The sequence below is a fragment of the Pseudomonas fluorescens genome (assembly GCF_001708445.1).
GTDB classification, from domain to species: Bacteria; Pseudomonadota; Gammaproteobacteria; order Pseudomonadales; family Pseudomonadaceae; genus Aquipseudomonas; species Aquipseudomonas gorinensis.
This window is the reverse complement of the sequence record NZ_CP015637.1, coordinates 3,478,000-3,503,684: the sequence shown is the minus strand read 5'-3', so window position 1 is coordinate 3,503,684 and position 25,685 is coordinate 3,478,000. Positions and strand designations below refer to the sequence as shown.

General features: G+C 59.5%; 23 protein-coding genes. 17 read left to right on the top strand and 6 right to left on the bottom strand.

Features of this window, described 5'->3' with window-relative positions:
• Positions 1 to 39: 39 nt before the first annotated feature.
• The 3 genes from A7317_RS15455 to A7317_RS15445 all read right to left on the bottom strand — a co-directional run bounded on the left by A7317_RS15455 (position 40) and on the right by A7317_RS15445 (position 4,176).
• Positions 40 to 1,209: a hypothetical protein gene (locus A7317_RS15455; RefSeq protein ID WP_172831351.1), complete on the bottom strand. Its 1,170-nt coding sequence runs from the start codon at positions 1,207 to 1,209 to the stop codon at positions 40 to 42.
• 14 nt (positions 1,210 to 1,223) lie between these two features.
• Positions 1,224 to 2,111: a nitrilase family protein gene (locus A7317_RS15450; protein ID WP_024074520.1), complete on the bottom strand. Its 888-nt coding sequence runs from the start codon at positions 2,109 to 2,111 to the stop codon at positions 1,224 to 1,226.
• 115 nt (positions 2,112 to 2,226) lie between these two features.
• Positions 2,227 to 4,176, bottom strand: a complete 1,950-nt coding sequence (locus A7317_RS15445; RefSeq protein WP_069076239.1) for a flavin monoamine oxidase family protein — start codon at positions 4,174 to 4,176, stop codon at positions 2,227 to 2,229.
• A gap of 425 nt (positions 4,177 to 4,601) precedes the next feature.
• On the opposite strand from A7317_RS15445, the gene A7317_RS15440 reads away from it, so the two are divergent.
• From A7317_RS15440 to A7317_RS15410, 7 genes are all read left to right on the top strand, one after another.
• Positions 4,602 to 4,853 carry a hypothetical protein gene (locus A7317_RS15440; RefSeq protein WP_069076238.1) on the top strand — a complete coding sequence of 84 codons (252 nt, stop codon included), beginning with the start codon at positions 4,602 to 4,604 and terminating at the stop codon, positions 4,851 to 4,853.
• Positions 4,854 to 5,238: 385 nt separating this feature from the next.
• Entirely contained in the window at positions 5,239 to 5,583 is a 345-nt protein-coding gene (locus A7317_RS15435; protein WP_069076237.1) for an FKBP-type peptidyl-prolyl cis-trans isomerase, read from the top strand.
• A 6-nt stretch (positions 5,584 to 5,589) separates the two neighbouring features.
• Positions 5,590 to 6,195, top strand: a complete 606-nt coding sequence (locus A7317_RS15430; RefSeq protein WP_069076236.1) for a GNAT family N-acetyltransferase — start codon at positions 5,590 to 5,592, stop codon at positions 6,193 to 6,195.
• 781 nt (positions 6,196 to 6,976) lie between these two features.
• Positions 6,977 to 7,693: an MgtC/SapB family protein gene (locus tag A7317_RS15425; protein ID WP_069076235.1), complete on the top strand. Its 717-nt coding sequence runs from the start codon at positions 6,977 to 6,979 to the stop codon at positions 7,691 to 7,693.
• Between the two features lie 304 nt (positions 7,694 to 7,997).
• Complete coding sequence (locus A7317_RS15420) at positions 7,998 to 8,624, top strand: response regulator transcription factor (protein WP_024074526.1); 627 nt, start codon at positions 7,998 to 8,000, stop codon at positions 8,622 to 8,624.
• A gap of 1 nt (position 8,625) precedes the next feature.
• Positions 8,626 to 12,243 (top strand): transporter substrate-binding domain-containing protein, encoded by a 3,618-nt coding sequence (locus A7317_RS15415; RefSeq protein WP_069076234.1) that lies wholly within the window; start codon positions 8,626 to 8,628, stop codon positions 12,241 to 12,243.
• Between the two features lie 137 nt (positions 12,244 to 12,380).
• Positions 12,381 to 12,803 carry a hypothetical protein gene (locus tag A7317_RS15410; RefSeq protein WP_024074528.1) on the top strand — a complete coding sequence of 141 codons (423 nt, stop codon included), beginning with the start codon at positions 12,381 to 12,383 and terminating at the stop codon, positions 12,801 to 12,803.
• On the opposite strand, the gene dkgB is transcribed toward A7317_RS15410, so the two are convergent.
• Positions 12,800 to 13,618 carry a 2,5-didehydrogluconate reductase DkgB gene (dkgB, locus tag A7317_RS15405; RefSeq protein WP_024074529.1) on the bottom strand — a complete coding sequence of 273 codons (819 nt, stop codon included), beginning with the start codon at positions 13,616 to 13,618 and terminating at the stop codon, positions 12,800 to 12,802. The two genes, A7317_RS15410 and dkgB, sit on opposite strands and share 4 nt — an antisense overlap.
• A gap of 257 nt (positions 13,619 to 13,875) precedes the next feature.
• On the opposite strand from dkgB, the gene A7317_RS15400 reads away from it, so the two are divergent.
• The 6 genes from A7317_RS15400 to A7317_RS15375 all read left to right on the top strand — a co-directional run bounded on the left by A7317_RS15400 (position 13,876) and on the right by A7317_RS15375 (position 21,197).
• A complete protein-coding gene (locus A7317_RS15400) occupies positions 13,876 to 14,514 on the top strand; it encodes a TetR family transcriptional regulator C-terminal domain-containing protein (protein WP_069076233.1) in 639 nt (212 codons plus the stop codon).
• 146 nt (positions 14,515 to 14,660) lie between these two features.
• A complete protein-coding gene (locus A7317_RS15395; RefSeq protein WP_069076232.1) occupies positions 14,661 to 15,452 on the top strand; it encodes an enoyl-CoA hydratase/isomerase family protein in 792 nt (263 codons plus the stop codon).
• A 23-nt stretch (positions 15,453 to 15,475) separates the two neighbouring features.
• The gene (locus A7317_RS15390) at positions 15,476 to 16,636 is read left to right on the top strand and encodes an acyl-CoA dehydrogenase family protein (RefSeq protein ID WP_069076231.1); all 1,161 of its coding nucleotides are present in this window, start codon (positions 15,476 to 15,478) and stop codon (positions 16,634 to 16,636) included.
• A gap of 18 nt (positions 16,637 to 16,654) precedes the next feature.
• Positions 16,655 to 18,763 (top strand): acetate--CoA ligase family protein, encoded by a 2,109-nt coding sequence (locus A7317_RS15385; protein ID WP_069076230.1) that lies wholly within the window; start codon positions 16,655 to 16,657, stop codon positions 18,761 to 18,763.
• The gene (locus tag A7317_RS15380; protein WP_069076229.1) at positions 18,753 to 20,360 is read left to right on the top strand and encodes a 5-guanidino-2-oxopentanoate decarboxylase; all 1,608 of its coding nucleotides are present in this window, start codon (positions 18,753 to 18,755) and stop codon (positions 20,358 to 20,360) included. The genes A7317_RS15385 and A7317_RS15380 overlap by 11 nt, the downstream gene beginning before the upstream one ends.
• A 135-nt stretch (positions 20,361 to 20,495) precedes the next feature.
• Complete coding sequence (locus A7317_RS15375) at positions 20,496 to 21,197, top strand: NAD(P)H-dependent oxidoreductase (protein ID WP_069076228.1); 702 nt, start codon at positions 20,496 to 20,498, stop codon at positions 21,195 to 21,197.
• Positions 21,198 to 21,248: 51 nt separating this feature from the next.
• Here the strand turns inward: A7317_RS15375 and A7317_RS15370 are convergent, their stop codons facing one another.
• A complete protein-coding gene (locus A7317_RS15370) occupies positions 21,249 to 22,340 on the bottom strand; it encodes a 3-deoxy-7-phosphoheptulonate synthase (RefSeq protein ID WP_069076227.1) in 1,092 nt (363 codons plus the stop codon).
• 621 nt (positions 22,341 to 22,961) lie between these two features.
• Between A7317_RS15370 and A7317_RS15365 the strand changes: the two genes are divergently transcribed.
• On the top strand, positions 22,962 to 23,708 hold the full coding sequence (locus A7317_RS15365) for a carbon-nitrogen hydrolase family protein (protein ID WP_069076226.1): 747 nt from the start codon (positions 22,962 to 22,964) through the stop codon (positions 23,706 to 23,708).
• 19 nt (positions 23,709 to 23,727) lie between these two features.
• Positions 23,728 to 24,168, top strand: coding sequence for a GNAT family N-acetyltransferase (locus A7317_RS15360; protein ID WP_069076225.1), 441 nt, complete (start codon positions 23,728 to 23,730; stop codon positions 24,166 to 24,168).
• 35 nt (positions 24,169 to 24,203) lie between these two features.
• Here the strand turns inward: A7317_RS15360 and A7317_RS15355 are convergent, their stop codons facing one another.
• Positions 24,204 to 24,443, bottom strand: a complete 240-nt coding sequence (locus A7317_RS15355; protein ID WP_024074540.1) for a DNA-binding protein — start codon at positions 24,441 to 24,443, stop codon at positions 24,204 to 24,206.
• An 83-nt stretch (positions 24,444 to 24,526) separates the two neighbouring features.
• Here A7317_RS15355 and A7317_RS15350 point away from each other — a divergent pair, with 83 nt between their 5' ends.
• Both A7317_RS15350 and uvrY read left to right on the top strand, forming a co-directional pair.
• A complete protein-coding gene (locus tag A7317_RS15350; RefSeq protein WP_024074541.1) occupies positions 24,527 to 24,883 on the top strand; it encodes a helix-turn-helix domain-containing protein in 357 nt (118 codons plus the stop codon).
• Positions 24,884 to 25,042: 159 nt separating this feature from the next.
• Complete coding sequence (gene uvrY / locus A7317_RS15345; RefSeq protein WP_003190387.1) at positions 25,043 to 25,684, top strand: response regulator transcription factor GacA; 642 nt, start codon at positions 25,043 to 25,045, stop codon at positions 25,682 to 25,684.
• The last annotated feature ends 1 nt before the right edge of the window (position 25,685 follow it).

Below are 25,685 nucleotides of genomic sequence, written 5' to 3'. Positions count from 1 at the left end.
TCAGGGGAGGGGGGTGTAGAACCCCCTCACCACTCAAGCTTATGTGATTAATTTACCGATCAGAGGCACAACCAATAGCGTACTGATCGCCATTGAAATTACATTGCCGATATAGGGGTGAAAGTGTCCAGGTAACCGCTGGGTGATAGCACACGCCAACGGCGGTGCGATTAACGCACCCAGTGTTGCACTTAAGGCAATCACGGCGCCGCTACCGCCGTGGGTCAATACTGCTGCAGGCACCACCGAGACCAGTGGAACGTAAGTCGGATACCAGCCTTGCTTGATCCATTGATGCCTCCATATCACTACACCCAGCGCTGACGTCAGAGCCTGCGCGGCGACCATGTGCAACACCAGTCCCGATCCGTACGCCGGGCTCATGGGGTTCAGGGCATAGGCCAGCAACACTCCCGCCAACAGACCAAGACTGGCAAGTTCATTCCCAAAGAATGGTGCTTCGGAGAAGTCTGCTAGTACTCGGCGCAGACTCCATACGACACCATAAGTGGGTGGACTGGTCGGCAATGGTTTGGTTGGGGCGACGTAATCCGAGCGCACTATTGAGGGGGCTCGGCGAAGCAGCATGAACGCGATGACGCTGCCCACCGCCATGCCCAGCACATTACCGATGACCACCGGCAAGCCGAGTGGCACGCATACAAAGTTGACGATCAACAAGCACATCGGCGTAACCAGCAATGCCCCAAGCACCGCGGCGTTGAGTGTGACCTTCCAGCCACCGCCAAACATCAGCACCATCGCTGCCGGCAACGAAACGAATGCTGCAAACGTCGGTTGCCATGTTTCTGCCGTGATGCTCCAACCCCATAGCAGATTGCTCAACAGCAGCCCTAACAGGGAGCTGGTCACAAGCCAAGGCCACAATCCAGTGCCATAGGAAATGGGAAAACCCTGCCAGGCTTTATTGCGCTTGCTCGCCCACCAAGCCAGGTAAGCACCGCCTAATAGACCAAGTGAAGCAAGTTCATGCTTGTAGAAGGCAACCTCGCTGATATCTCCCAGCACCCAGCGCAGCCAGGCTGCTGGATGCGGCAAGCTGACGACCATCTCATCGTATCCAGGCCATGACCCCCGATAACTGAATACAACCCATATCACCAATAGAATGCTGGTCAACGCGAGGCTAAGGACTGTTATATCTGTCCACGAACGGGGGCGAGCTGTCTTGGTAAATGAAGTTTCCATGACGTCCCCTCTGATCAGCGCGGCAGGGCTGGGTGTCGGGAATACCCGAGCATCTGATCGTATAAGTCATTGCGCCGGTCCCGTTGCAGGTCATTGAGGCTGTTCCATATAGGGGCGCTACGGGCACTCGTGAGGTCAATGTCGGCAAACAGAATTTCCTGCCGATTGGCCGAAGCTACGGCGCCAATCGGCCAACCGTTGGTTCCAGCAATCAACGAGCATCCGAGGTAGCGAGCATCCCGTTCTTCACCGATGCGGCTGGCTGCGGCGATAAACACGTTGTTTACATGGGCTGCAGTCATGGTCAGGTACGACGCCATGCATTTGCCTGCCTCGTCAAAAAGCGGTGGTGGCGTCCACACCCAGTTGTTCAGGCTGCAAATGATATCGGCGCCCTGTTGGCTGAGAATTCGCGGCACCTCCGGGAACCAGATATCCCAACAAATCAGCAGACCGATTCGGCCGATCGGGGTTTCAAATACCGGAAAGCCTGTATCGCCAGGAGTGAACCAAAGCTTTTCCAGGTTCCACAAATGTGCTTTCCGATATTTGCCTATGAATCCGTCGGGTCCCAACAGCACGGCAGTGTTGAACAACTGCACCCCTTCAATCTCACTCAGGCCTGCCACCAGATAAACCTGATGCCTGCATGCAAAATCAATCCACGCCCGCACGCTTGGCCCGTCCGGTATCGCTTCAGCGTGATCGAACGCGTCTTTGCGACTGCAGAAAAAATACCCGCAGTTGGAGAGTTCGGGCAGAACGATCAGGTTGGCGCCACCGTTCACTGCTTCGTTTGCTAGTTCGAGGCTCTGACGCAGGTTTTCGGCTCTATTGAAAACGCCGACTTGCGGAGCAAATTGAATAACAGCAACGCGGGTAGGGCTTGTCGGTTCTTGCATGGGGGTGACCTCTTATTATGCAACCGGGATGGTTGAATGTTTATAAGAAGTGATGAAGTGTTTAAATGGAAGTCAGATGATTCCTGTCGTGATGTAGTCTGATTCTGTTGAGTCTTTAATTTTTATTTATATACTCGGGGTAATCTTGCATTGTGAAATCGCCGTTGAAGTTTGCGTGGGTTTTGTTGCAAATATTTATCACTGTGTCTATAGCGCCTCTGAAGCATGGCTCTGTCCAGCCCGCGTCAACGGAAAATGACTCGCCGCAAAGATACAGTCCCGACGTGTATGAAAAGTCTCTGTTGTATTTCATAAGGCTGACAGCATCATAATACGTGCCCGCACGATAGAGTTTTGCGCAACCCAAGGAGTGCTTGTCTTTCATCCAGCGTTGAACAAGTGCTTGTTTGTGCCCTATGTAGGGAGATATTCGTTCTTTTATGTTTGTTGATTTCAGGAGGATTCTGTCAAGTTCTTCTATGCATTTTTCGACGAGTTCGTTGTCGCTGAATGAAGACAATTTTGTGGCGTCGTCTTCCCATGTGTAGCTGAGAAGTATGCAATCATAGGTGCTGTTTTCGTTGTAGCGGTAAGTGTATACGTCATGTATGAAACTGTCGGTAACTATCGCTTGTGGGATGTTTTTGTTATTTGATAGGAACGTTTTTTTGAGGGGGGCGTAGACCTTGCAACTGGTCTCCCAGTGCGCGGTTTTGTACGCTGCAATAATTTCAAATGGAAGCATGTCCTGATTGAAGTTTTCAAGAAGAATCTGCGTCTCTATTATCCATGAAGGTAGCGTCATTACCACTGAGTCGAAGTCGATAAAATATGAGTTTGTGATTTTTGATTGAATGGGATGCCAGGTGTAGTGAACTCGGATTTGCCCGTTTTTTAGTTTTTCCAGTTTCGTTACTGAACTGCTGGTGAGTAATCCGGATTCTCGTTTTATCAAGTGTTCGTATAGAGACTCCTGGGTTTCGGTCGGTTTTATAAATAGTAAAGACTCTGCCAAAGATGCAAGGCCTATATAATTTGGCTTATTGAATTTTAGTCCTTTTGAATCGACAACTTCAGGAGCATTCAAATAGGGGGACGGTATAGGCGTGCCATCGGGATTTACACGCCCATGAATTAATTGGAGATGACTGCTGAATCCGAATATGGCTGTGCGTATCGGATAAAGAGAACATATGTCATAGAATGCTCCCCAGCTACCGTCACCGATTCCGATAGAGTAAAAAATTGCTGATTCTTCTGCCGTCATTCCCATACCTCCAAAATTACCAGGATCGTTAGCGTTCCAAGCGTTAATCGTTGGTGTTTTGACAAGGTCGCGAAATGTAATGCCTTCGTATCTCTTTACGATAGCTGCCCAATAGTCTTCCCACTTGTCAGTGCCGTAGTAGTGGGCGATTGTTGATGTCATGTGCTCGGCGAATGCCGTCCATTTTGCGAAGACAACCCCTAAGGTCTTGCCTGGGGGTGGTGTTCTTCCATCCGTGTTTTTCCAGATCAGCATTATTGGTTGATCGTTGTCATCTATGCATCCTTCTTGGAGGTAGATTCCAGTTGATCGGACCCATGGACTACCAGGGTTCGGGAAATTTGAGTGGGCCAGTTCGAACTCATTTGCGTAATACGCCATAAGCGAGCGCCCATCTTTTGGTTGTTCATTTGATTTGTTGAAGAAAGGCATTCTCATTGCACCCATTTCAAATGGGGGTCTGCCAAGGGTGTTGGTGTTGTTGCTTCCAAGTGCCGTAAGGTGTCTTCCGCCAATACGCGTTGATTTTTCAATCAGGGTGATATTGGTGAACCCGCACCTGTGTAATTCTCGTGCGGTTGTTAGGCCTGTAATTCCTGCGCCTATCACACAGATTTTATGACGGGGCTCTGTTGCTTGTGCCACTCCGTTTTTTTGTTCTAATAGAGTGCGGTAGTCAAAACACAGATCTGGCGGGTTTGGAAAGGTTGCCGTCCACTTACTTTTGGAAGAGCGTTTTTTTCTATGGAGTTTTGTGGCGATGTCTGCAGGGTAATTGAAGTCTGATCCGATAGTCATTTTGGTATTGTCCATTAATAATTGATTGGCTTTTTACAGCGTGAACGTGATTTCGCGGGGCGGGAATAGGCAGGTTGTAATTTTTGGCTAAGGAAGGTCGCGTTGTTTTGTAGGTGAAAACTACTTGATCTGAAAGTCACGGTCGGGAAGCAAAGCTATGAGTGGGATTTACACCTTGTTATGAGGGGCTGGACCAACATGCCATTCAATTAAGGGTAGTTGGCGTGACATGCTCCTGATAGTAAGCCTCCTTGCCACAACGGAATGTGTTCGACACGTTATTATCAATTAACGTAGTCGCTCACGACGCTACGTATCTAAAAACCAACTGGTATGGACCTGTGAACTCTGACAGTAGGCAAGCCCTTACACCCACCGTAGGCTGGTGCATGTGTCCACCGCATAGATGAGTAAGGAGCCTGGCCATGACAAAAAATGAGTTTAGCGTTCATCTAGAGGAAAAAATGGCTGCTGCCCGTAAGCGAATCTCGTCCAAGATGACCAAGTCAGACCGCATGGATTCGGGCAGGGTGGCGTTTTTGACCGCGTTGAAACATGTGGTCGATGGGGCCGGCAGTCCAGAGGACCTGGGGACCCTCGATGCCGTCAATGATGTACTGCAGGACCTGGGGATGCTGGCAAAGTCGAAGACCTTTTTGGCCATGCTCGAGCCTTGAGGAGGGGAGTGTCTGGTGTCGTGAAGGGCGCATTGCCACGCTATCTGTCTAACACCGAATAACCCCTGTCGCTCTCCATGTTGATGCCTCTTTCATCAACATGGAGCCAGTGCCATGAGCACGTTCAACCCATCGACCCCGCGCCTTCGTTCAGTGAAGTCGAGGGTTACCTGAGCGCGATCGGCCCACAGTTGTTCGAGCAGGCTGCACCGCTGTTGCCGAAGCAGCCCGCCCGCGTGGAGCCGCTGCATTTACAGCGCGTGCCTGTATCCACGGGAGACCTTGCTGGTGCATCGTTCGCGCAGTGGGCGGCTGGCGATCAGCCTTGCCAAACGCGTTTGATTCTGGGAAAACCCCAGCCTTTGCGCATTCAACGAGAGCCTCCATGAGCGACGACACCCTCCAAGTCACCGATATCCGCCCAGGCACCGGCAAGGCCGTGGTCAAGGGCGCGCTGATCACCACCCAATACACTGGCACCCTGGTCGATGGCACGGTGTTCGATTCGTCCTGGGCGCGCGGCAAGCCGTTCCAGTGCGTGATTGGCACCGGGCGGGTGATCAAGGGCTGGGACCAGGGCCTGATGGGCATGCAGGTGGGGGGCGTGCGCCAGTTGTTCGTGCCGGCGCACCTGGCCTACGGCGAGCGCTCGATGGGCGCGCATATCAAACCCCATAGCGATTTGCGCTTTGAGATTGAATTGCTGGAAGTACTGACGCGCGATGATTGAAAGGCCATGAACAGGGACGTTGATCCACAGGCGTTACCGGGTTGCTCCATCGAGGGCATTCGGGTGGTTGAATTGCGGGGCCGCGATGAGGCTGAGCTGCAACGGTTTTTTGCGCAGGCGCCGGATTACTTCCTGGCGGTCAACGGTGAACCGGCCACGCCCAACGAGGCCCGCGAGGAACTGCAGGGCCAGTTGCCGCCAGGCTGGCGCTGCCGCCGGATGTACTGGCTGGGCTACCGTGATGGGCAAGGCCAACTCGTCGCCGTGGTCAATATCGCCGCGGACCTGCTCGCGTTGGGCGTGTGGCATATCGGCTTGCTGCTGGTGGACCCGCGCCTGCACGGCACAGGGCTGGCGCAGCGGCTGCATGTGGATCTTGAAGCATGGGCGGTGACACAGGGCGCCGAGTGGCTACGGCTGACCGTGGTACTTGGCAATGCCAAGGCTGAGCGCTTCTGGCCCAAGCTGGGGTACGTGACGGTGCGGACTCGGGAGGGGATCAGGATGGGGCGCCAGGTGAACCGCGTGGCGATCCAGGTGAAGGCGCTGGCCGGTGGGCAGGTCGATGATTACTTGAGGCGCGTGGCGCGGGATCGGGCCGAGGCGCAGTAGCCATGGTTGTCCACTCTTCCATTGTGGGAGCGGGCTTTGGGGAGGGTTGAAAATCGCTTCCTGAACCCGTCCTGAAGAATATTCTTATTCCCCATGCGGAAAATTTCCTACGGTTTACTCTCCTGTAATCGGCGCGTAAGCTTCGCGCGTTTTCATCAATAGCGGAGACCCTCAGTGGGTACTTGTTCGAGTGACAGTTGTCAGCCGGTCTCGGTAACCGGCCCATACTTGGCAAGGTAACGCGCATTTTCCAGATGCCGTTGTCTCGCCACCTAGCGAGAAGCGGCATCCCGGCAGCGGCCAGTCCTGGCGCCTGCCTGATCCCTCTCATCGACGCTGACCTGCACCTGAGTTGACTCGGGATGCTACGGACGCGCTTGCCTGTTACGGCAGGCGGGCCCCGCCGGCTATGCCTGTCTGACAGGCGTGGCGCGGATGGGCAGTACCTGCATGACGGTTTTTTCCTCACGCAGGAGTCACACCATGAACCTCACTCTGGTGAAAGCGTTTTTCGCCGGCTTCCTGCGAGACCCGGCATATCGCCCGGCACTTCCGTCGCCTGGCATTACAGGCGCTGCCGTCGCTGTACGTTGTGTTCCTGCCGCTGATTCTGCTGGCGTATAGGGGCCTGGCCCCGGCAGTAAAGGGGGGCCGCATCCGTAAGTTTGGCTGGCAGTAACACGCTGTATCGACCACCCCTGGCCCTTGTGAGGGACGGCTGACGGGCCTCCATCGGGAGCAACGGTGGTTTCAATTTGCTCAGGCATTCATGGAGTTTTTTATGCAGGCAATCAACAACATCAACCTCAATTCCCTGATCGATACCCTGATCAGCCTCACCGCCGCGTTTATCCTCGGTGGGCTGATCGGCTTCGAGCGCCAATATCGCCAGCGTACGGCGGGTTTACGCACCAATGTGCTGGTGGCGGTGGGCGCAGCGATATTTGTCGACATGGCCAACCGCCTGGGCGGCGCGGAGGGCGCGGTGCGAGTGGTCGCGTATGTGGTATCGGGTATCGGCTTTCTGGGTGCCGGCGTGATCATGCGCGAAGAAGGCAATGTGCGCGGGCTCAACACCGCCGCCACGCTTTGGGCCTCGGCGGCGGTGGGGGCATGTGCCGGCGCCGACCTGATCCTCGAAGCGCTGCTGGGGACGCTGTTTGTACTGGCGGCCAACACGTTGCTGCGCCCGATCGTGAACAACATCAACCGCCAGCCGTTGGACGTGGTGTCGGCGGAGGTGACCAACATCCTCTATGTCATTGCGCGGCGTAGCCAGCAGCAGGCGGTCATGGTTTTGCTGGAGGCCGAATTGGCGCGCTGCAACTACCCGGCCAGCGACGTCGACGTCCGGCCGTTCGGCAGCGACGAAGTGGAAATCGAGGCCACGCTGGTGGCCACCTCGGTAGACGGCGACGAGCTGGATGCCCTGGTTGCGCGCATTTCCACCTCGACGCTGGTGGTACAGGCCTTCTGGAGCCCGAGTACCACTGACTGACCCCCCGCCAGGCATAGCCAGGCCCACGGGGCTATGCTTTTTTGTGAGGAAAAGTCCTACATTCAGTCAGGAGTATCCCTTCAAATAATACGCCACCTCATTGCTAAGGTTGCGCGCTTGCGGCTGGCCGGCGGCAAAGGTACGGCTTTATAGGGTCAAGGTGTTTTTCAATTGAAGGGACCAGGCACTGCCTGGCTGGCGTCCTGAGGGGAAAGGCAGTACCGCTTGTCGGAACTGTCATTTCTCACAGGTACCCGAGTCCCGTGTGATGTGTCAGCGTACTTTGTCCTCCCAGGGGAGTTATATGAGTAAAGCGTTAATTGTCGATGATCATCCATTTATCCGGGCCACGGTCCGGTATCTGTTGAAGCAGGAAGGCTTTACTGAGATCGATGAGGCGGGCAACGGTGCAGATGCTGTGCAGAAGGCCAGGGAAGGGCGCCCGGATCTGGTGATCCTCGACCTGGCAATGCCGAAGCTGGGCGGGCTGGAGGTGATCGCTCGGATCAAGGCGCTTGGCCTGCCGTGCAAGATCCTTGTGCTGACCTCCTACCTGGCGGTGTTTTTTTCCACCCGCTGCATGCGCGCCGGGGCCATGGGGTTTGTCGCCAAGACCGGCGAGCTGGACGAACTGCAGAAGGCTATCAAGGCGGTGATGTCCAACTACAGCTGCTTCCCCAGCTTGCCCACCAGTTCGGTACGGCGCGATGATTTGCAATCTACCGAGCAAGCCATGGTGGAGGCGCTCTCGGATCGTGAGTTGACGGTGTTGCAGAAACTGGCCCTGGGCCTGGGCAACAAGGAAATCGCCGAAGACATGCTGCTGAGCCACAAGACCATAAGCACCTACAAGACGCGTCTCAAGGAGAAACTGCGTATGTCATCGGTGGTGCACCTGTCCAAATTTGCCCAGCGCAATCATCTGATTTGAAATGATCGCCTCCGCGTTTGCCCGACTCGCGGCCATTCTGTTGGCGGCCCTGTTGCCCCTGTTCGCGGTGGCCCTGGATGAAGCGCACCCGTTGCGGCTGCTGGGCCACTCCCACCTTGAAAACCCCGGCGTTGAGCTGGACGAAGCCGATTGGCGCTGGCTGCGCGAGCGGCGCAGCGTGTTGATGGGCGTCTCCGCGCCGGACTACGCGCCGTTCGACCTGAGCAACAATAATGACGAGCTGGAAGGGATCACCGCCGATTACGCGGCGCTGGTGGCCCAGGCGCTGAATATCACCGTCGAGGTACGGCGCTATGACACGCGCGATGAGGTGATCGAAGCCCTTAAGCAAGGCCAGGTGGATTTCCTCGGTTCGGCCAATGGTTACGAGGCCGCAGACCCGCAACTGGTGCTGTCGCGCTCCTATGCCAATGATCAGCCGACCCTGGTCACGCGTACCGGGGACAGCCAGGCCCTGAGTGCCGACCTGGCCGGCAAGCGCGTGGCCATGCTCTATCACTACATGCAGCCCGCCGCCGTGCAGGCGTTTTACCCTCGGGCCCACCTGCAGCTGTTTGCCTCGACCTTCGAAGCCATTGGCGCCGTAGCCTTCGAGCAAGCGGATGTGTACCTGGGCGATGCCATCAGCACCCGGTATCTGATCAGCAAGAACCACCTCAACAATGTGCGCATGGCGGATTTTTCCGCCCTGGAGGTCAACCCGTTCGCGTTTGCCGTGGCCAGGGGCGATGATCGATTGCTGCGCATCCTCAATGCGGCACTGGCGACCATCCCCGTCAATACGCAGCTGGAGATCCTGCGCCGCTGGAGTGCGGGCAGCAGTGGTTTCCTGGAGGCCGACCGGCTGCGCCTGAGCCGGGGTGAGCAACGCTGGCTGGAGAAACATCCCCGAGTGAAAGTCGCGGTGCTCGACAAGTTCCTGCCCCTGTCGTTTTTCAATGCCAAGGGCGAATTCGAGGGGTTGAGCGCCGAAGTGCTGTCGCGGATCAGCCTGCGCACCGGCTTGAAATTCGATGTGGTGAAAGGCAGTTCGCTGCCTCGCCAGATCGACGCGGCCAGTATGGGCGACGTGGATATGATCGCGGTGATCACCCCCAGCAATGAGCGCGCCGAAAAGGTCCGTTTTACCCGACCTTACCTGACCAATCCCTATGTGCTGGTCAGCCGTCTTGATGGAAAAAGCCCGCTCACCCTGGAGGACATGGCTGGAAAACGCCTGGCCTTTATCGGAGGCAATACGCTGGGCGAGCGTATTGCCCGCGACTTCCCGCGTGTCGAGTTCGTCGACACCGAGAACCCTGAACAAGCCATGGCGATGGTGGCCAGCGGCGCCGCCGACGCGACTGTGCTGTCATTGATCAGCGCGCGCTACATGATCGCGCGCTATTACCGCGACCGCCTGCGGGTGACCAGCACGGTCGGCGCCGAACCGGCACGCATCACCTTTGGCGTGAACCGTAGCCAGTTGGAGCTGTACTCGATCCTCGACAAGGCGTTGTTGAGCATCACGCCCGAGGAAATGGACGAACTGACCAACCATTGGCGCAGTGAAGTGATCATCGAAGACAGCTATTGGCTGCGCCATCGCAATGCAATCATCCAGGGGTTCGGGCTGGCTGCATTGTTGTTGCTGGTCACCCTGGGCTGGGCCATGTACCTGCGCAATCTGATTCGCAAGCGGGTCCAGGCCGAACGGGCGTTGAGCGACCAGATGCGCTTTATGAGTGTATTGATCGACGGTACGCCCCATCCGATTTATGTGCGCGATCGCCAGGGGCGGTTGATGGCCTGCAATAACGCCTACCTCGAGGTATTCGGCTTCAAGCTGGAAGACGTGATCGGCAAGACCGTGGTGGAAACCGATACGGGTAACCGGCCGCAAGCCCAGTCCTATCATGACGATTACCTGCGGCTGATGGCGCGGGGCGAGCCGCAGATTCATGACCGCATACTCCGGGTGCCCAGTGGTGAGGTCCTGACCATTTATCAATGGATGTTGCCGTATCGTGATGGCGACGACCATGTGGTGGGCATGATCGCCGGCTGGGTGGACGTGAGCGAACGCCAGCGCCTGCTCGGCCAGTTGCAGGAAGCCAAGGACGAAGCCGACGCCGCCAACCGCGCCAAGACCACCTTCCTGGCAACGATGAGCCATGAGATCCGCACGCCGATGAACGCAGTGATCGGCATGATCGAGCTGGCTCTGAAAAACGCTGAGCAGGGCCGGGCCGACCGTGATGCGCTGGAGGTGGCGTCGGTGGCGTCGCGCGGCATGTTGGAGTTGATTGGCGACATTCTCGATATTGCCCGCATCGAGTCCGGCCATCTGTCCCTGGACCAGGCACCGGCCAACCTGCATGAGTTGCTGGCGTCGGTGGCGCGGGTGTTCGAAGGGCTGGCGCGAGCCAAGGGCCTGGCGTTGAAAGTGGAGCTCGATCCGGCGCTCGATCGCCCGGTGCTGATCGACCCGCTGCGCTTCAAGCAGGTGGTGTCGAACCTGTTGAGCAATGCCATCAAGTTCACCGCCCAAGGCCAGGTGCAGCTCGGCGCTCAAGGGCTGTTAGCGGGTGAGCAACTGACCCTCAAACTCTGGGTGCAGGACACCGGTATCGGTATCAGTGCCGAAGACCAGCAGCGCTTGTTCAACCCGTTTATCCAAGGTAGCAACACTGAGCAATCGGCGCGCAGCGGGTCTGGCCTGGGGTTGGTGATCAGCCGTAACTTGTGCGAAATGATGGGGGGGCAATTGCACTTGACCAGCGTGCTGGGGCAGGGCACACGGGTGGATGTGAGCCTGCCACTGGTCACCACCGACGCCATGCCGGCCCCGGGATTGGCACCCGCCGCGCACCTGCCGCCGGCGTGTGCCTTGAGCATCCTGGTGGTGGATGACTACCCGGCCAATCGCGTGCTGCTGACTCGGCAATTGAGTTTCCTCGGGCATCGCATTACCACGGCGGAAGACGGCGTACAGGGGCTTGCGCTGTGGCAGACCGGTCACTTCGACGGAGTGATCACCGATTGCAATATGCCCCTGAAGGACGGTTACACATTGGCGCGGGATATTCGTGCGCAAGAGCGTGAGCGTGGGTTGGTGCCGTGCCTGCTGCTGGGGTTTACCGCCAATGCCCAGCCTGAGGAGGTCGAGCGTTGTCGCCAGGCGGGCATGGACGGATGCCTGTTCAAGCCCACCGGTCTGGAAGATTTACGCGCGGCGTTGGCCGTGCGCAGCGCCAGCTTTTCCCCGCCGGAGGCTGAACCCCTGTTTGATCTGAGCGCGCTGATCGCCTTGACGGGCGATGATCACGCCGCCCTGAAAGAGCTATTGATACCATTACTCGAGAGTTTGGAAACCGATCGTGCACGGTTGTCGTCCCTGCAGCACCAGGCTGACTTTTCCGGGCTGCACGACCTTGCGCACCGCGCCAAGGGTGGCGCGCGGATGGTCAAGGCACAGGCGCTGATCGAGGTCTGCGAGACGCTGGAGAGGGTGTGTGAGCAGCGCGATCACACTGCACTGGAGGCGGCGACGCAAGCGGTCGGGGAAGCGATCGGTGATTTGCATCAGCATCTGAGCCGTTATTGCAATCAGCCTTGACTGGGGTTGAGTGCCACTCGGTGGGTTTGGGAGAAATCCTACGTGAAGAGGGAATATGCCTGATTTTGTCTTCGGGATATGTCTGGAAAATGGGCGGCGCTCACTGACGAGCACTGACTGCCTCCCAGGGGTTCGCCATGCCGAATAAAGCACTGACTATCCTGATTGCCGATGAACAGCACCTGCAACGCCTATACATCGAAAAAATGCTCAATCAGCTGGGGTACCACCGGATCGTTCCGGTGCAGACCTTCGAAGAAGTCAAGATTCTCACCGCCATTCCGGCCGAGCCCTTTGATGTGCTGATCATCAATGCGGGGCTGGCGGCCCATGCCAGCGAGCCGCAACCCCAGGTACGCCATGTGCTGGTCTACGACCACCAGGACCTGGGCCAACCGACCGGCGCCACACCGGCGGTGCTGGTTCGCCTGCCCGGCGTGCCGGACCCCATCAACCTTGAACATTTCATGGACATCATTGATCCACCCGAGGCCACTACGGGCCTTCGGGTATTGCCGTGGCTGCGGGAGTTGTCCCGCGTGCCGGTGGCTGGGGTCTAGTCCCACTTCGGTGCGATGCCCTTGGGGCTGGTCAGGCGATGGCCGCGCTCCAGCCCAGCAATCTGTGCCATGTCGGCATCGCTCAAGGTCAGCTCCAGGGCCTTGAGGTTGCTCTCCAGATTGGCGCGCTTGGTCGACGATGGGATCACTGCATAGCCGCTCTGCATGGCCCAAGCCAGGGTTACTTGCGCCGGGGTCGCATGGTGGCGTTCGGCGATCTGCTGGATCACCGGGTCTTTCAGCACCTCGCCGTAGGCCAGGGTCATGTAGGAGGTGAGCGGGATACCCTGGGCTGTCGCGAACGCCACCACCTTGCGGTTTTGCAGGTAGGGGTGCAGTTCAATTTGATTGGTGGCGATGTTGTCGGCGCCGACCGCCGCGATGGCCTGCTTCATCAAGTCGATGGTGAAGTTGGAAATCCCGATCTGGCGCGTCAGGCCCAGGCGCTTGGCTTCCAGCAACTGGCCCATGAATTCGGCGACGGGTACCTGGTCTTCCGGCGATGGCCAGTGGATCAATGTCAGGTCCAGATAATCGGTCTTGAGCTTGCGCAGGCTCTCCTGGAGGCTCGGGATCAACTGGCCTTCGGCGAAATTGGCGATCCAGATCTTGCTGGTGAGGAACAGCTCTTCACGGGGGATGCCGCTGTTGGCGATCGCCTGGCCGACGTCGGCTTCGTTTTCGTAGATTTGCGCGGTGTCGATGGCGCGATAGCCCAGTTCAAGGCCGGTGCTGACCGAGTCGATCACCACCTGGCCTTGCAGGCGGAAGGTGCCGAGGCCGAAGGCGGGTACGGTGTGCGTGGGGATAGACATCAGTGACTCCTGAAGGGGGTAAACAATGGCGCCGAGTATCCGCCCGTCGTTCCTTCGGAAAAACCGTTGAATCCGAAAAGGAGTCTTGACTGCAAGTCACGAATGCAGCATTTCCGGTTGGATGGGTGGGCAAGGGCGTGAGCCGTGGCCCTGGGCGACAAGCGTGGGCGGCGTTGCTGCGCACGCTGGATCGGCTGTCGCCGGGCTACCGCGACTGATGTAGAGTCGTGCGGCCGACTCAACCGAAGGATACCCCCATGACCCAGGAAACCCGTTTCTCCCGGATGGACCCGGAGTTGCGCAAGGCCCATCTGGTCCAGGCCACGCTCACCTGTCTCAAGCGCGATGGTTTCCAGGGCGCTTCGATCCGCAAGATCAGCGCCGAGGCCGGGGTATCGGTGGGGCTGATCAGCCATCACTACTCCGGCAAGGATGAGTTGGTGGCCGAGGCCTACCGCACCGTCACCGGCCAGGTCATGGACCTGCTGCGCGAGACCATGGCCAAGGCCCCGTCCAGCCCCCGTGAGCGGTTGTCGGCGTTGTTCCGTGGCTCGTTTTCCGCCGAGCTGCTCGACCCGCAATTGCTCGACGCCTGGCTGGTGTTCTGGGGCGCGGTCAAGACTGCGCCGGCCATCAACCTGGCCCACGAACATTCCTATGCCGAGTACCGCACCATCATGCGTTCAGCCCTGGCCGACATGGCCCGGGAGGAGGGGGGGGAGCCGTTCGACGCCGACCTTGCGGCCATCGGCCTGAGTGCCTTGCTTGACGGGCTGTGGCTGGAGTCGGGGCTCAACCCCGGCACCTTCACGCCGGAGCAGGGCATCCAGATCTGTGAAGCCTGGGTCGACGGCCTGCAAGGCGCCGGTCGCCAGCGCTACCAGCTCAAACCCTGAGTTTTTGCGCCGCCTGGATGCAATGTCCGGGTCGGTATTGGCCTTTGGAAAATTATACAGCCTGCCAATTGCAACCTTGTTGAACACTCGTTTAGTATCGCCCCATGTCGCACCCCTCAAGCCAATTAAAATAATTCGAGGAAGCCATGACTGCCGATGCGCCCGTGCTCACCCAAGTGCAAGCCGGCATTGCCTGGATCACCCTTAATCGGGGTCCCCAGCGCAATGCATTGGATATCCCCACGCTCAAATACCTGCAGGCCTTGCTCGACGGCTTCAACCGCGACCCGGCTGTGCGCGCGGTGGTATTGACCGGCAGCGGTCGCAGCTTCTGCGCCGGCGCCGACCTCGCCGAATGGGCCGAGGCAGATGCTCGTGGCGCCCTGGAAACCTACGGTTGGACCGAAACCGCCCACGCCCTGATGACCCGCCTGCACACCCTCGACAAACCTACGATTGCCGCGATCAACGGCACCGCCGTCGGCGCCGGCATGGACCTGACCCTGTGTTGCGACCTGCGCATCGCCGGCCAAGCGGCGCGCTTCAAGGCCGGCTACACCAGCATGGCCTACTCCCCGGACGCCGGTGCCAGCTGGCACTTGCCGCGCCTGATTGGCAACGAACAAGCCAAGCGGCTGCTGTTCCTCGACGAGCTGTGGAGCGCCGATCGCGCCCTGGCGGCAGGGCTGGTGGGCGAAGTGGTCGCTGACGATCAACTGCACGCCCGCACCCTCGATCTGGCGACGCGTCTGGCCAACGGCCCGACCCTCGCCTTCGCCCTGACCAAGACGTTGATCCGTGAGGGCGCCCACCGCAGCCTGCCCGAGCAACTCCAGGCAGAACGCGCGGCAGGCTTGTTGTGTGGGCGCAGTGTCGATGGTGCCGAAGCCTTGCGCGCCTCCCTGGAAAAACGCCCGGCGAATTTCTGCGGCCAATAACAAGACCCCGAACAGGTAGCGCCATGAATTTCCAACTCAGCCAAGAACAAGACATGTTGGTGGACGCGGTACGCAGTTTTGTTGCCAGGGAATTATTGCCTCACGAGGAGGCGGTAGACCGTGCCGACGCGGTTCCCCCGGAACTCGCCGCGCAGATTCGCGACACCGCCATCGCCGCGGGTTTCTACGCGTTCAACATGCCGGAAGAGGTGGGGGGCGGTGGCCTGGATTACCTGTCCCAGGCGTTGATCGAGCGGGAGTTGTCCAAGGTCTCGTGGGCGCTGCATGTGTTTGTCGCGCGCCCGTCCAAGATCCTGATGGCTTGCACCGGCGCGCAGATTGGCGACTACCTGTTGCCATGCGTGCAAGGCAAGAAAATCGACTGCTTTGCCCTGACCGAACCGGGTGCCGGCTCGGATGCCAACGCCATCAAGACCCGCGCCGTGCGCAGTGGCGATGACTTCGTGATCAATGGCAGCAAGCACTTCATCAGCCATGCCGGCCATGCCGACTTCGCCATTGTGTTTGCCGTCACCGACACTTATGAACACAACGGTCGCCAGCGCAATGCGGTGACTTCGTTCCTGGTGGACCGGGGTACCCCAGGCATGACCATTCGCCGGGGCCCCAAGTGCGTGAGCAACCGTGGTTACCACACCTATGAAATGTTCTTCGACGACTGCCGGGTCCCGGCCTCCAAGGTGCTTGGCGACGTGGGCAAAGGCTGGGACGTGGCCAACGCCTGGCTCACCGCCGGCCGCGTAATGGTCGCCGCCAATTGCGTCGGCCAGGCCCAGCGCGCGCTGGATGTATCCCTGCAATGGGCGGCGGACCGCAAACAGTTTGGCCAGCCCATCGGCACCTATCAGGGGGTGAGTTTCAAGTTGGCCGACATGGCCACACAGATTCGCGCCGCCGAATTGCTGACCCTGCACACCGCCTGGAAGATGGATCAGGGCAGCATGACCGACGGCGAGGCCGGCATGGCCAAGCTGTTTGCCAGCGAAACCCTGGGTAAGGTCGCTGACGAAGCTGTGCAGATTTTCGGTGGCATGGGCTTGATGGATGAAGGCCCGGTGGAGCGTATCTGGCGCAACGCGCGGATCGAACGGATCTGGGAAGGCACTTCGGAAATCCAGCGCCATATCATCGCCCGCGAACTGTTGCGGCCCCTGTTGCGTTGATCGGCGCGGAGAACGCTCATGTCCCAGGCTATTCGCGACAATCTCAAGCGCCTGCTGGCGCCCCGGCACCTGGCGTTCGTCGGCGGGCGCAGCATGGCGCGTGCCCTCAAGCGTTGTGCCGAGGGTGGCTTTACCGGGCCGATGTGGCTGGTCAATCCGCAGCATGACCACCTCGAGGGTATTCCCTGTGTGCGCCGCGTCGCCGACCTGCCGTGCGGCCCGGACGCGGTATTTATCGCCACCCACCGTGAGCTGACGTTGACCTGCGTCGCCGAGCTGGCGGCTATCGGCACGGGCGGCGCCATCTGCTATGCCTCTGGCTTTGCCGAAACCGGTGCCAGTGGCGCGGCGTTACAGCAGCAGTTGCTGGCGGCGGCGGGGCAGATGGCCTTGCTGGGGCCCAACTGCTACGGCCTGCTCGACTACCTGCACCGCTCGGCGCTGTGGCCGGTGGCCCATGGCGGCAAGGCCGTCGAGAAGGGCGTGGCGGTGCTGACCCAGAGCGGCAACTTCGCCTATAACCTGTCGATGAGCGATCGCTCGTTACCGGTGGCCTATATGGCTTCGGTGGGTAACCAGGCGCAGCTGGGCGTTGCCGAACTGATGGATGTGTTGCTCGATGAACCACGCGTTACTGCCATCGGCCTGCACCTGGAAGGTTTGAAGAATGTGCCGGGGTTTGCCCGCGCCGCGCATAAGGCGCTGGAGAAGGGTATTCCGATTATCGCGTTGAAAACCGGCGTGTCGCAGATCGGTGCCGAGCTGGCGTTGAGCCATACCAGTTCGTTGTCCGGCTCCGATGTGTTGTACGACAGCCTGTTTGCGCGGCTGGGCGTGATCCGGGTCAGTGGCCCGGTGAGTTTTGTCGAGACGTTGAAGGCGGCAGCGTGCGGCAATCTACCGGGCGGCCATCGCCTGATTGCGCTGGCCTGTTCCGGGGGCGATGCCGGGCTGATCGCAGACTATGCCGAGCGCAACCGCCTGGCCTTGCCCAAACTGGATGAAAACCAGCGCGGTGAACTGGCGCAGGTGTTGCCCAGCTACGCCAACCTGGTCAACCCATTGGACTTCACCACTGCCATCTGGGGCGACAGCACGGCACTCAACAGCATGCTCGACACAGTCCTGCGTACCGACGCCGATGCTGCGATGCTGGTACTGGACTACCCGGCTGAATTCACCGGTGAGCGCCAGGAATGCGACCTGTTGCTCGAGCTGTTCTGCAATGCGCTCAGTCGGCACGGCAAGACCGGTTTCGTCACTTCGGCTTTTCCCGAATTGCTGCCGCCCCATGCCCGTGAGCGTTTGCATGCCCAAGGCATTGCTGCGTTGCAAGGTGTGGAGGACGCACTCGCAGCCTGGGGACGGATCGCTGGGTATCAACATCAGCGACGCATCTTGCTGGCGCGGGGCGAATCCCGCCTCGCTCCGCTGTGCCCCCTCCCTTTGCAAGGCCAGGGCCTGGCGCTGGATGAGTGGGCGTCCAAGCAAGCCTTGCGGGTTTTCGGCTTGAACACCCCGGCCGCGGTGTTGAGTACACCGGGGCGGGCACTGGCCGATGCGAGCGTGTTGGGCTACCCGCTGGTGCTCAAAGCGGTCAGCGCTCAGTTACCGCATAAAACCGAAGCCGGGGCCGTGGCGCTGAACCTGCAAAACGGCGGGGCCCTGGCGACTGCGCTTGAGCAGATGCGCGCGCACATTGCCGCGTACGCACCGGGTGTGGTCTTCGATCAATTGTTGCTGGAATCCATGGCGCCGCCGCCGTTGGCCGAGTTGATCGTCGGCATCAAGCGCGAGAATGACTTCGGCCTGGCCCTGGTGATTGGCGCCGGGGGCGTCCTGGTGGAATTGCTCAAAGACAGCCGCAGCCTGCTGCTGCCCACCACGGATGATGCGATCCGCCATGCTGTGCTCAGCTTGCGCAGCGCTGTCTTGCTGCAAGGCTTTCGCGGGCGCGAGGTGGCGGATATGGACGCGTTGGTCGCCGCCATCCGTGCAGTGGCCGACTACGCATGCGCCAACGCCGGGCAATTGCTGGAACTGGATGTAAACCCATTACTGGTCAATGCCCAGGGCGCCACGGCGGTCGATGCGTTGATTCGTTTAGGAGATGAGCATGCACGATAAAACGATGACCGGCGGCCAAGCCCTGGTGCGATTGCTGGCCCACTATGCGGTCGACACGGTGTTCGGCATTCCCGGCGTGCACACCCTGGAGCTGTATCGCGGGTTGCCTGGCAGCGGCATTCGCCACGTGTTGGCTCGCCACGAACAGGGCGCAGGCTTTATGGCCGACGGTTATGCGCGGGTCAGCGGCAAGCCGGGGGTGTGCTTTGTGATCACCGGGCCCGGCGTGACCAATGCGGCAACGGCCATCGGCCAGGCTTACGCGGACTCGATCCCGATGCTGGTGATTTCCAGCGTCAACCACACCGCCAGCCTGGGCAAGGGCTGGGGCAGCTTGCATGAGACCCAGGACCAGCGGGCGATCACCGCGCCGATCACTGCGTTTTCAGCGGTGGCCTTGAGTGCCGAGGACTTGCCCGAATTGATCGCCCGTGCCTATGCCGTGTTCGACAGTGAGCGGCCACGGCCGGTGCATATCTCGGTACCACTGGATGTGTTGGCGGCGCCCATTCAAAGGGACTGGAGCCATGAGGTGGTGCGGCGTCCCGGGCGCGGCCTGCCTGCGGCGCACTGCCTGGATCAGGCGGCGGCGAAACTCTCTGCGGCCAGGCGCCCGATGATCATTGCCGGCGGTGGCGCGCTGGCGGCCGGTGCGGTGTTGCGGCGCTTGAGCACAGTGCTGGCGGCACCGTTTTTCACCAGTGTCGCGGGTAAAGGCCTGTTGCCGATCGATGACCCGTTGAATGCCGGTGCGACCCTTTGCGTGGCGCCGGGCTGGCAACTGATCAGCGAGGCGGATGTGGTGCTGGCAGTCGGCACCGAGATGGCCGACACCGATTATTGGTGCGAGCGTTTGCCGCTCAAGGGCGAGCTGCTGCGGGTGGATATCGACCCGCGCAAATTCAATGATGTCTACCCCTGTGCGGTGGCGCTTAACGGCGACGCCGAGCAGACCTTACGGGCCTTGCTGGAACGCCTGCCGTCTGCACCGCGCGACGCTGACGCGGCGGCATCACACGTCGCGACGTTGCGGCAGGCAATAGCGCGGGGGCACGGTCCATTGCAGTCGATCCACCAGGCCATTTTCGAGCGTATCCACGCCGAGTTGCCCGTCAACGCCTTCATCAGCAGCGACATGACCCAACTGGCCTATACCGGCAACTATGCCTTCCAAAGCCGCGCGCCGCGCAGCTGGCTGCACCCCACTGGCTACGGCACGCTGGGCTATGGCCTGCCGGCGGGCATCGGTGCCAAGTTCGCCGCGCCGCAACGCCCGGGGTTGGTGCTGGTGGGCGACGGCGGTTTTCTCTACACCGCCCAGGAACTGGCGACCGCCGTCGAGGAACTGGACAGCCCGCTGGTGGTACTGCTGTGGAACAACGACGCCCTTGGCCAGATCCGCGACGACATGCTGAGCCTCGAGATCGAACCTATCGGCGTGCTGCCGCGCAATCCGAATTTCGCGCTGCTCGGCCAGGCATTCGGCTGCACGGTGAACCAGCCACAGAACCTGGATGAACTGCAAACGGACTTGCGCAATGGCTTCAAGCGCAATGGCGTGACCTTGATCGAGCTGAAACATGCCTGTGCCTGTTGACCTTCAGAGGAGCAAGACCATGGGCGAACACCACATGACTCAAGCCATGCACCTACGGGACATCCTCACACCCAGCGTTGTGGCCGAGCGGTTTGACTGGCCCAACGGGCGGCGCCTATTGCTTGAGGAACTGACATGAAAGTTTTGATTGTGCATGCCCATCCGGAGCCGCAGTCGTTTACCGCCGCGCTGCGCGACCAGGCCATCGCCACGCTGCAAGGACTGGGGCATGCGGTGCAGGTCAGCGATTTGTATGCCATGAACTGGAACCCGGTGGTATCGGCGTCGGATTTTTCCACCCGAGAGAATCCCGACTACCTGGTGTACGCCCTGGAGCAGCGCCTGGGGGTGAAAAAGCAGTCGATAGCGGCGGATATCCAGGGTGAGCTGGATAAGTTGCTGTGGGCTGATCTGTTGATCCTTAATTTTCCGATCTTCTGGTTCTCGGCACCGGCGATGCTCAAGGGGTGGATCGACCGGGTGCTGGTGTCGGGGGTGTGTTACGGCGGTAAGCGCTTTTACTATCAGGGTGGGCTGGCGGGCAAGCGGGCGCTGGTCACGGTAACCTTGGGTGGGCGCGAGCATATGTTCGGCGAGGGGGCGATCCATGGTCCGTTGGAGGAGATGTTGCGCCCGATTCTGCGCGGGACGCTGGCGTATGTGGGGTTTGAGGTGCTGGCGCCGTTTGTGGCATGGCATGTGCCGTATATCAGCACCGAAGCGCGGCAGGATTTTCTGATGGGGTACGAGCAGCGGCTGCAAGGGCTGGCGGATGAGCAGCCCCTGGTGTTCCCGAAACTTGAGCAGTTCGACGAAGCGCTGCACCCCCTGTCCTGAACCGAACATCCCTTCAATGGGGGAGGGGGCCTGTCCCCTCCCAGATGCCCGTCAGTGGGCTGCGCGGTGTTCCCGCAAACGCTCTGCCGCATTGCGCAGCAACTGCTCGGTGCTATCCCACCCCAGGCAACCATCGGTCACCGACACGCCATAGTTCATCGATGCGCTCAACGGTTGGCAGCCTTCGAACAGATGACTTTCCAGCATCATGCCGATCAGCGCGGTATCCCCTTGCAGGCGTTGCTCCAGCACGTCATTGAACACCGCCGGCTGACGCAGCGGGTCTTTGCCGCTGTTGGCATGGCTGCAATCGACCATGATCCGCGCGGCCACCTTGGCCTTGGCCAGGTCGAGTTTCACCTGGGCCACACTCTGCGCGTCGTAATTCGGCCCACGGTGACCGCCGCGCAGCACCAGATGGGTGTCGGGGTTGCCCGAGGTCTGGATGATCGCCGGGTGGCCCTGGCTGTCGACGCCGAAGTGTCGATGCGGGTGGGAGGCCGAGCGCATCGCGTCACAGGCAATCGCGACGCCGCCGTCGGTACCGTTCTTGAAGCCCACGGGCAGGCCCAGGCCGCTGGCCATTTCGCGGTGGATCTGCGATTCGGTGGTGCGCGCGCCAATGGCGACCCAACTGAGCAGGTCGTCGAAGTAGCCGGCGGCCATGGGTTGCAGCAGCTCGGTGGCAACCGGCAGGCCCAGGCGCAGCATTTCGCGCATCAGCTCGCGGGACAGGGTCAGGCCCGCGGCCATGTCGTCGCTGCCATCCAGGTGGGGATCGTAGGCCAGGCCTTTCCAGCCGATAGTGGTGCGCGGTTTTTCGACGTAGGCGCGGATCACCAGCAGCATCTGGTCGCTGACATCCAGGGCCAGCCTCTTCAGGTTGCGCGCGTATTCCATGGCCGATTTCGGGTCGTGGATCGAGCAGGGGCCGACAATCACCAGCAAGCGAGAGTCGTCGCCATTGAGGATGGCACGCACGGCTTGGCGATGGGCGTGGATCTGCTGGTCGAGGAACGGGCTGAGGGGCAACTGGTGCTTGAGCTCAAGCGCGCTGGGCAAGCGCTGGGTCAGGGCTTCATTGGCGCTGGTCAAGGCGCTGTTCAGGGCAGAGAGGGGCAGAGCGGCGACGGAGGAGTTCATATTCAAGGCTTCCTGGGCAAGCGGCGGGCTGTTCCCGCACGCTTGGCCCTACTGGGGTGTTCGACAATTGGCCGTATTGGCTACGTGAGTTGGCTTGCCACCAATAGGTGACCGATCGGAGGCGGCAGGCTGTCCCGAGCGGAGCTTGCTAAATCGCCATGCAGTGGAAGTGTCGTAGCGGTAATAAGTGGCGTAGTTCATGACGTGATTCCTTTAAGTGTTCTTGATCAATCAAAAAAAGTGGCGGCCTGAAAAAACAAAACCCCCGGTCGGGGAGCCGACCGGGGGTTAGATTTCTCTGGTAGGCGACCCCTTGAGTAGTGGGCGCCGATTTCAGGTATCAGGCGCGCCAGTGGCTAAACCAATACCCAAAATAAAAGCTGACCAGTGCGCTCAAACCGTTAACGCGGGTAGCCACGACCGAGCGCGGGGCGCTGGAAGCAGGGCAAACCTGGGTTTGGGTGAGTTGCAACATGGTATGTCTCCAAATGATGGGGGGAGCTTACTAGAGGCTTGCGGTTGGATTCAATCAGTAATTTCTATTACGTGGAGGTACTTACGACTATGGGGGGAGTGCCGATATGCTGGTCGCACTTCGATAATGATTGCGGGGACGCGACCATGACTGCCTTGACCCTTGCAGCAGCCCAAACAACTTCCATCGCGGGCGATGTGCCGGCCAATCTTCAGCGGCACCTGGCGTTCATGCGGGCGGCAGCCGGCCATGGCGTGCAATTGCTGGTGTTCCCAGAGCTGTCATTGACCGGGTATGAACCGTCCCTGGCGGATGAATTGGCCATAGCGACTGAAGACGCACGGCTGGCGCCCCTGCGGGAAATGGCGCGAGAGCTGCGGTTGACGGCGGTGGTGGGCATGCCGATCCGATTGGCTCCAGGCACGGGCGTGTTGATCGGTGCCCTGGTGCTGGGGGCGGATGGCTCCTTGGGGGTCTACACCAAGCAGCATCTGCATCCCGGCGAAGAGGTGGCATTCATTGCGGGACAGGGCGGTGCAGCGTTGGCGTGGGGAGACGATCGGATTGCGCTGGCGGTGTGCGCAGATTTCTCCCACTCCAGTCATCCGCGCAATGCCGCGCAATCGGGAGCAAACGTGTATGCCGCCGGCGTGTTGATCAGCGAGGCTGGCTATGCTGCCGATACCACTCTGTTGCAGGGGTACGCGGCTGAGCACCGTATGCTGGTAGTGATGGCCAACCATGGGGGCCCAACGGGCGGCTGGACCTCTGCCGGGCAAAGTGCCATCTGGGCTGCCGATGGCCTGGTTGCTGCGGCGTCCGGCACTGGCGAAGCACTGGTCATTGCGCGTCGCGAGGCTGGGCGCTGGACCGGACGGCAGGTGGCGATCTGAAAAGGGAGGGCGTGACGGTATGACATTCCACTTGCGCGAGGCGACGGATCAGGACCGGCTGTTTGCACGTACGCTCACCCGTGAAGCGATGAATCGTTACTACGAGCAATTCGGTTTCATCTGGTCCAATGAAGGCTTCGATACAGCCTGGGCGGGACGAGAAAGCTGGTTGATCTGTCGCGACAATGCCGTGATAGGTTTTATCAGCCTGAGCCGGGACGATGAGGCGCTGTTCATCCGCGAGTTACACCTGGTCGAGGCGTTTCGCGGGCAAGGCGCGGGCAGTTGGGTGTTGGAGCAGATGGTCCTCAAGACTCGCGCGTTGGGTTTGAGGCTGCTGCGTCTGACGGTGTTCAAGACCAATCCTGCCAGGTTGCTTTATCTCCGGCACGGATTGAATGTCGTCCGGGATGAAGAGTGCTTCTGGCAAATGGAGCGTCTTTGTCAGACTCTCGACTAAAACAGGCACTGCACTTGAATTAGCGCATACTGGCTTCAGGAAACTACTTCTCTATCGCTGTGCTGGACTTCAGGTTCATCCAGGATAATCCCTTCTTTCATGCCCAGCAGCACTGCCACCTTGTGGGCCTCTCCACGCCGTCCCTTTTTGCGCCCAGCGAGCACTTGATACGTGGTTGCCGGGTCCACGCCGTGTTCCCGGGCGAATGCTTGAACTGATTTACCTTGGTGTTCAAGCCAAGCCTTGGCTTGTGCAGCGGTGCGGATTCCGGGCATAGTTCAAAACCGTTCAAATTTGTTTAACCAAGGGATGAACGTATCACCTCTTGGGGTGTGCCAATTTAGGATCATACATCCAAATGAGTGGAATCGGTTCGCGTTTAAGGCAAGAAAGAGAGCGGCTTGGCCTGTCGCAAAAAGTTTTTGGTGAGATAGGAGGCGTAGAGGCCAACGCCCAAGGCAAGTATGAAAACGGAGGGCGCGCACCGAAAGCGGATTACTTGTCGCGCGTGGCAGCGAGAGGTGTGGACATCCTGTACGTGTTGACGGGCACTCCTACTCCGACGCAACTGGATAACCTGAGTCATCTCGAAGAAAAAGTCCTGGGCAACTACCGGGCAATGTTCAAGGAGGACCAGGATGCGATCCGGCGCTTGACCTCAACCTTGGCCGAGCTTTCATCGATAGTGAACGATAAACTCAAGCCGCTGCCCTAGGGTTCCTGACCTTTTGCCCAGGAAACAACGCTGTTCCTCACCCGAGGAACAGGCGCAGCGCGTTTAAACTCTATATATATGACACTTGCAACTAGGTCTGTGCCTTGGTTTTTGCTAAGGTGCTCGGCAACCTATAAGACCATATCGCGAGGTGTCTGCTTGATTAGGGTGCTAGTAGTCGATGACCATGATCTCGTTCGTACAGGCATTACACGAATGCTGGCTGACATCGATGGCCTGCAAGTAGTCGGCCAGGCTGAATCGGGGGAGGAGTCCCTGATCAAGGCTCGGGAATTGAAGCCGGATGTGGTGTTGATGGACGTGAAGATGCCTGGGATTGGCGGTCTTGGCGCCACCACCAAGTTGTTGCGCAGTCACCCGGACATCAAGGTCGTAGTGGTGACCGTATGTGAGGAAGACCCGTTTCCGACCCGCCTCTTGCAGGCAGGGGCGGCGGGTTACCTGACCAAGGGTGCGGGCCTGGCAGAGATGGTGCAAGCCATTCGCCTGGTGTTTGCAGGCCAGCGTTATATCAGCCCACAGATTGCCCAGCAGTTGGCCATCAAATCTTTCCAGCCCACCAGCGACTCGCCATTCGATGCGCTGTCCGAGCGGGAAATCCAGATCGCCTTGATGATTGTCGGTTGCCAGAAAGTACAGACAATCTCCGACAAGCTGTGCTTGTCGCCCAAGACCGTCAATACCTACCGCTATCGGATTTTCGAGAAGCTCGCCATCAGCAGTGATGTTGAATTGACCCTGCTCGCGGTCCGCCACGGCATGGTGGACGCCAGCGCCTGAC

What these genes read in the sequence shown, in the direction of transcription:
- A7317_RS15450 (WP_024074520.1), bottom strand. Translation starts at nt 2,111, where the DNA reads ATGCAAGAACCGACAAGCCCTACCCGCGTTGCTGTTATTCAATTTGCT.
- A7317_RS15455 (WP_172831351.1), bottom strand. Translation starts at nt 1,209, where the DNA reads ATGGAAACTTCATTTACCAAGACAGCTCGCCCCCGTTCGTGGACAGAT.
- A7317_RS15385 (WP_069076230.1), top strand. Translation starts at nt 16,655, where the DNA reads ATGTCCCAGGCTATTCGCGACAATCTCAAGCGCCTGCTGGCGCCCCGG.
- A7317_RS15445 (WP_069076239.1), bottom strand. Translation starts at nt 4,176, where the DNA reads ATGACTATCGGATCAGACTTCAATTACCCTGCAGACATCGCCACAAAA.
- A7317_RS15355 (WP_024074540.1), bottom strand. Translation starts at nt 24,443, where the DNA reads ATGCCCGGAATCCGCACCGCTGCACAAGCCAAGGCTTGGCTTGAACAC.
- A7317_RS15410 (WP_024074528.1), top strand. Translation starts at nt 12,381, where the DNA reads ATGCCGAATAAAGCACTGACTATCCTGATTGCCGATGAACAGCACCTG.
- A7317_RS15375 (WP_069076228.1), top strand. Translation starts at nt 20,496, where the DNA reads ATGAAAGTTTTGATTGTGCATGCCCATCCGGAGCCGCAGTCGTTTACC.
- A7317_RS15365 (WP_069076226.1), top strand. Translation starts at nt 22,962, where the DNA reads ATGACTGCCTTGACCCTTGCAGCAGCCCAAACAACTTCCATCGCGGGC.
- A7317_RS15440 (WP_069076238.1), top strand. Translation starts at nt 4,602, where the DNA reads ATGACAAAAAATGAGTTTAGCGTTCATCTAGAGGAAAAAATGGCTGCT.
- dkgB (WP_024074529.1), bottom strand. Translation starts at nt 13,618, where the DNA reads ATGTCTATCCCCACGCACACCGTACCCGCCTTCGGCCTCGGCACCTTC.
- A7317_RS15350 (WP_024074541.1), top strand. Translation starts at nt 24,527, where the DNA reads ATGAGTGGAATCGGTTCGCGTTTAAGGCAAGAAAGAGAGCGGCTTGGC.
- A7317_RS15390 (WP_069076231.1), top strand. Translation starts at nt 15,476, where the DNA reads ATGAATTTCCAACTCAGCCAAGAACAAGACATGTTGGTGGACGCGGTA.
- A7317_RS15420 (WP_024074526.1), top strand. Translation starts at nt 7,998, where the DNA reads ATGAGTAAAGCGTTAATTGTCGATGATCATCCATTTATCCGGGCCACG.
- A7317_RS15430 (WP_069076236.1), top strand. Translation starts at nt 5,590, where the DNA reads ATGAACAGGGACGTTGATCCACAGGCGTTACCGGGTTGCTCCATCGAG.
- A7317_RS15400 (WP_069076233.1), top strand. Translation starts at nt 13,876, where the DNA reads ATGACCCAGGAAACCCGTTTCTCCCGGATGGACCCGGAGTTGCGCAAG.
- A7317_RS15395 (WP_069076232.1), top strand. Translation starts at nt 14,661, where the DNA reads ATGACTGCCGATGCGCCCGTGCTCACCCAAGTGCAAGCCGGCATTGCC.
- A7317_RS15435 (WP_069076237.1), top strand. Translation starts at nt 5,239, where the DNA reads ATGAGCGACGACACCCTCCAAGTCACCGATATCCGCCCAGGCACCGGC.
- A7317_RS15425 (WP_069076235.1), top strand. Translation starts at nt 6,977, where the DNA reads ATGCAGGCAATCAACAACATCAACCTCAATTCCCTGATCGATACCCTG.
- A7317_RS15370 (WP_069076227.1), bottom strand. Translation starts at nt 22,340, where the DNA reads ATGAACTCCTCCGTCGCCGCTCTGCCCCTCTCTGCCCTGAACAGCGCC.
- A7317_RS15380 (WP_069076229.1), top strand. Translation starts at nt 18,753, where the DNA reads ATGCACGATAAAACGATGACCGGCGGCCAAGCCCTGGTGCGATTGCTG.
- A7317_RS15415 (WP_069076234.1), top strand. Translation starts at nt 8,626, where the DNA reads ATGATCGCCTCCGCGTTTGCCCGACTCGCGGCCATTCTGTTGGCGGCC.
- A7317_RS15360 (WP_069076225.1), top strand. Translation starts at nt 23,728, where the DNA reads ATGACATTCCACTTGCGCGAGGCGACGGATCAGGACCGGCTGTTTGCA.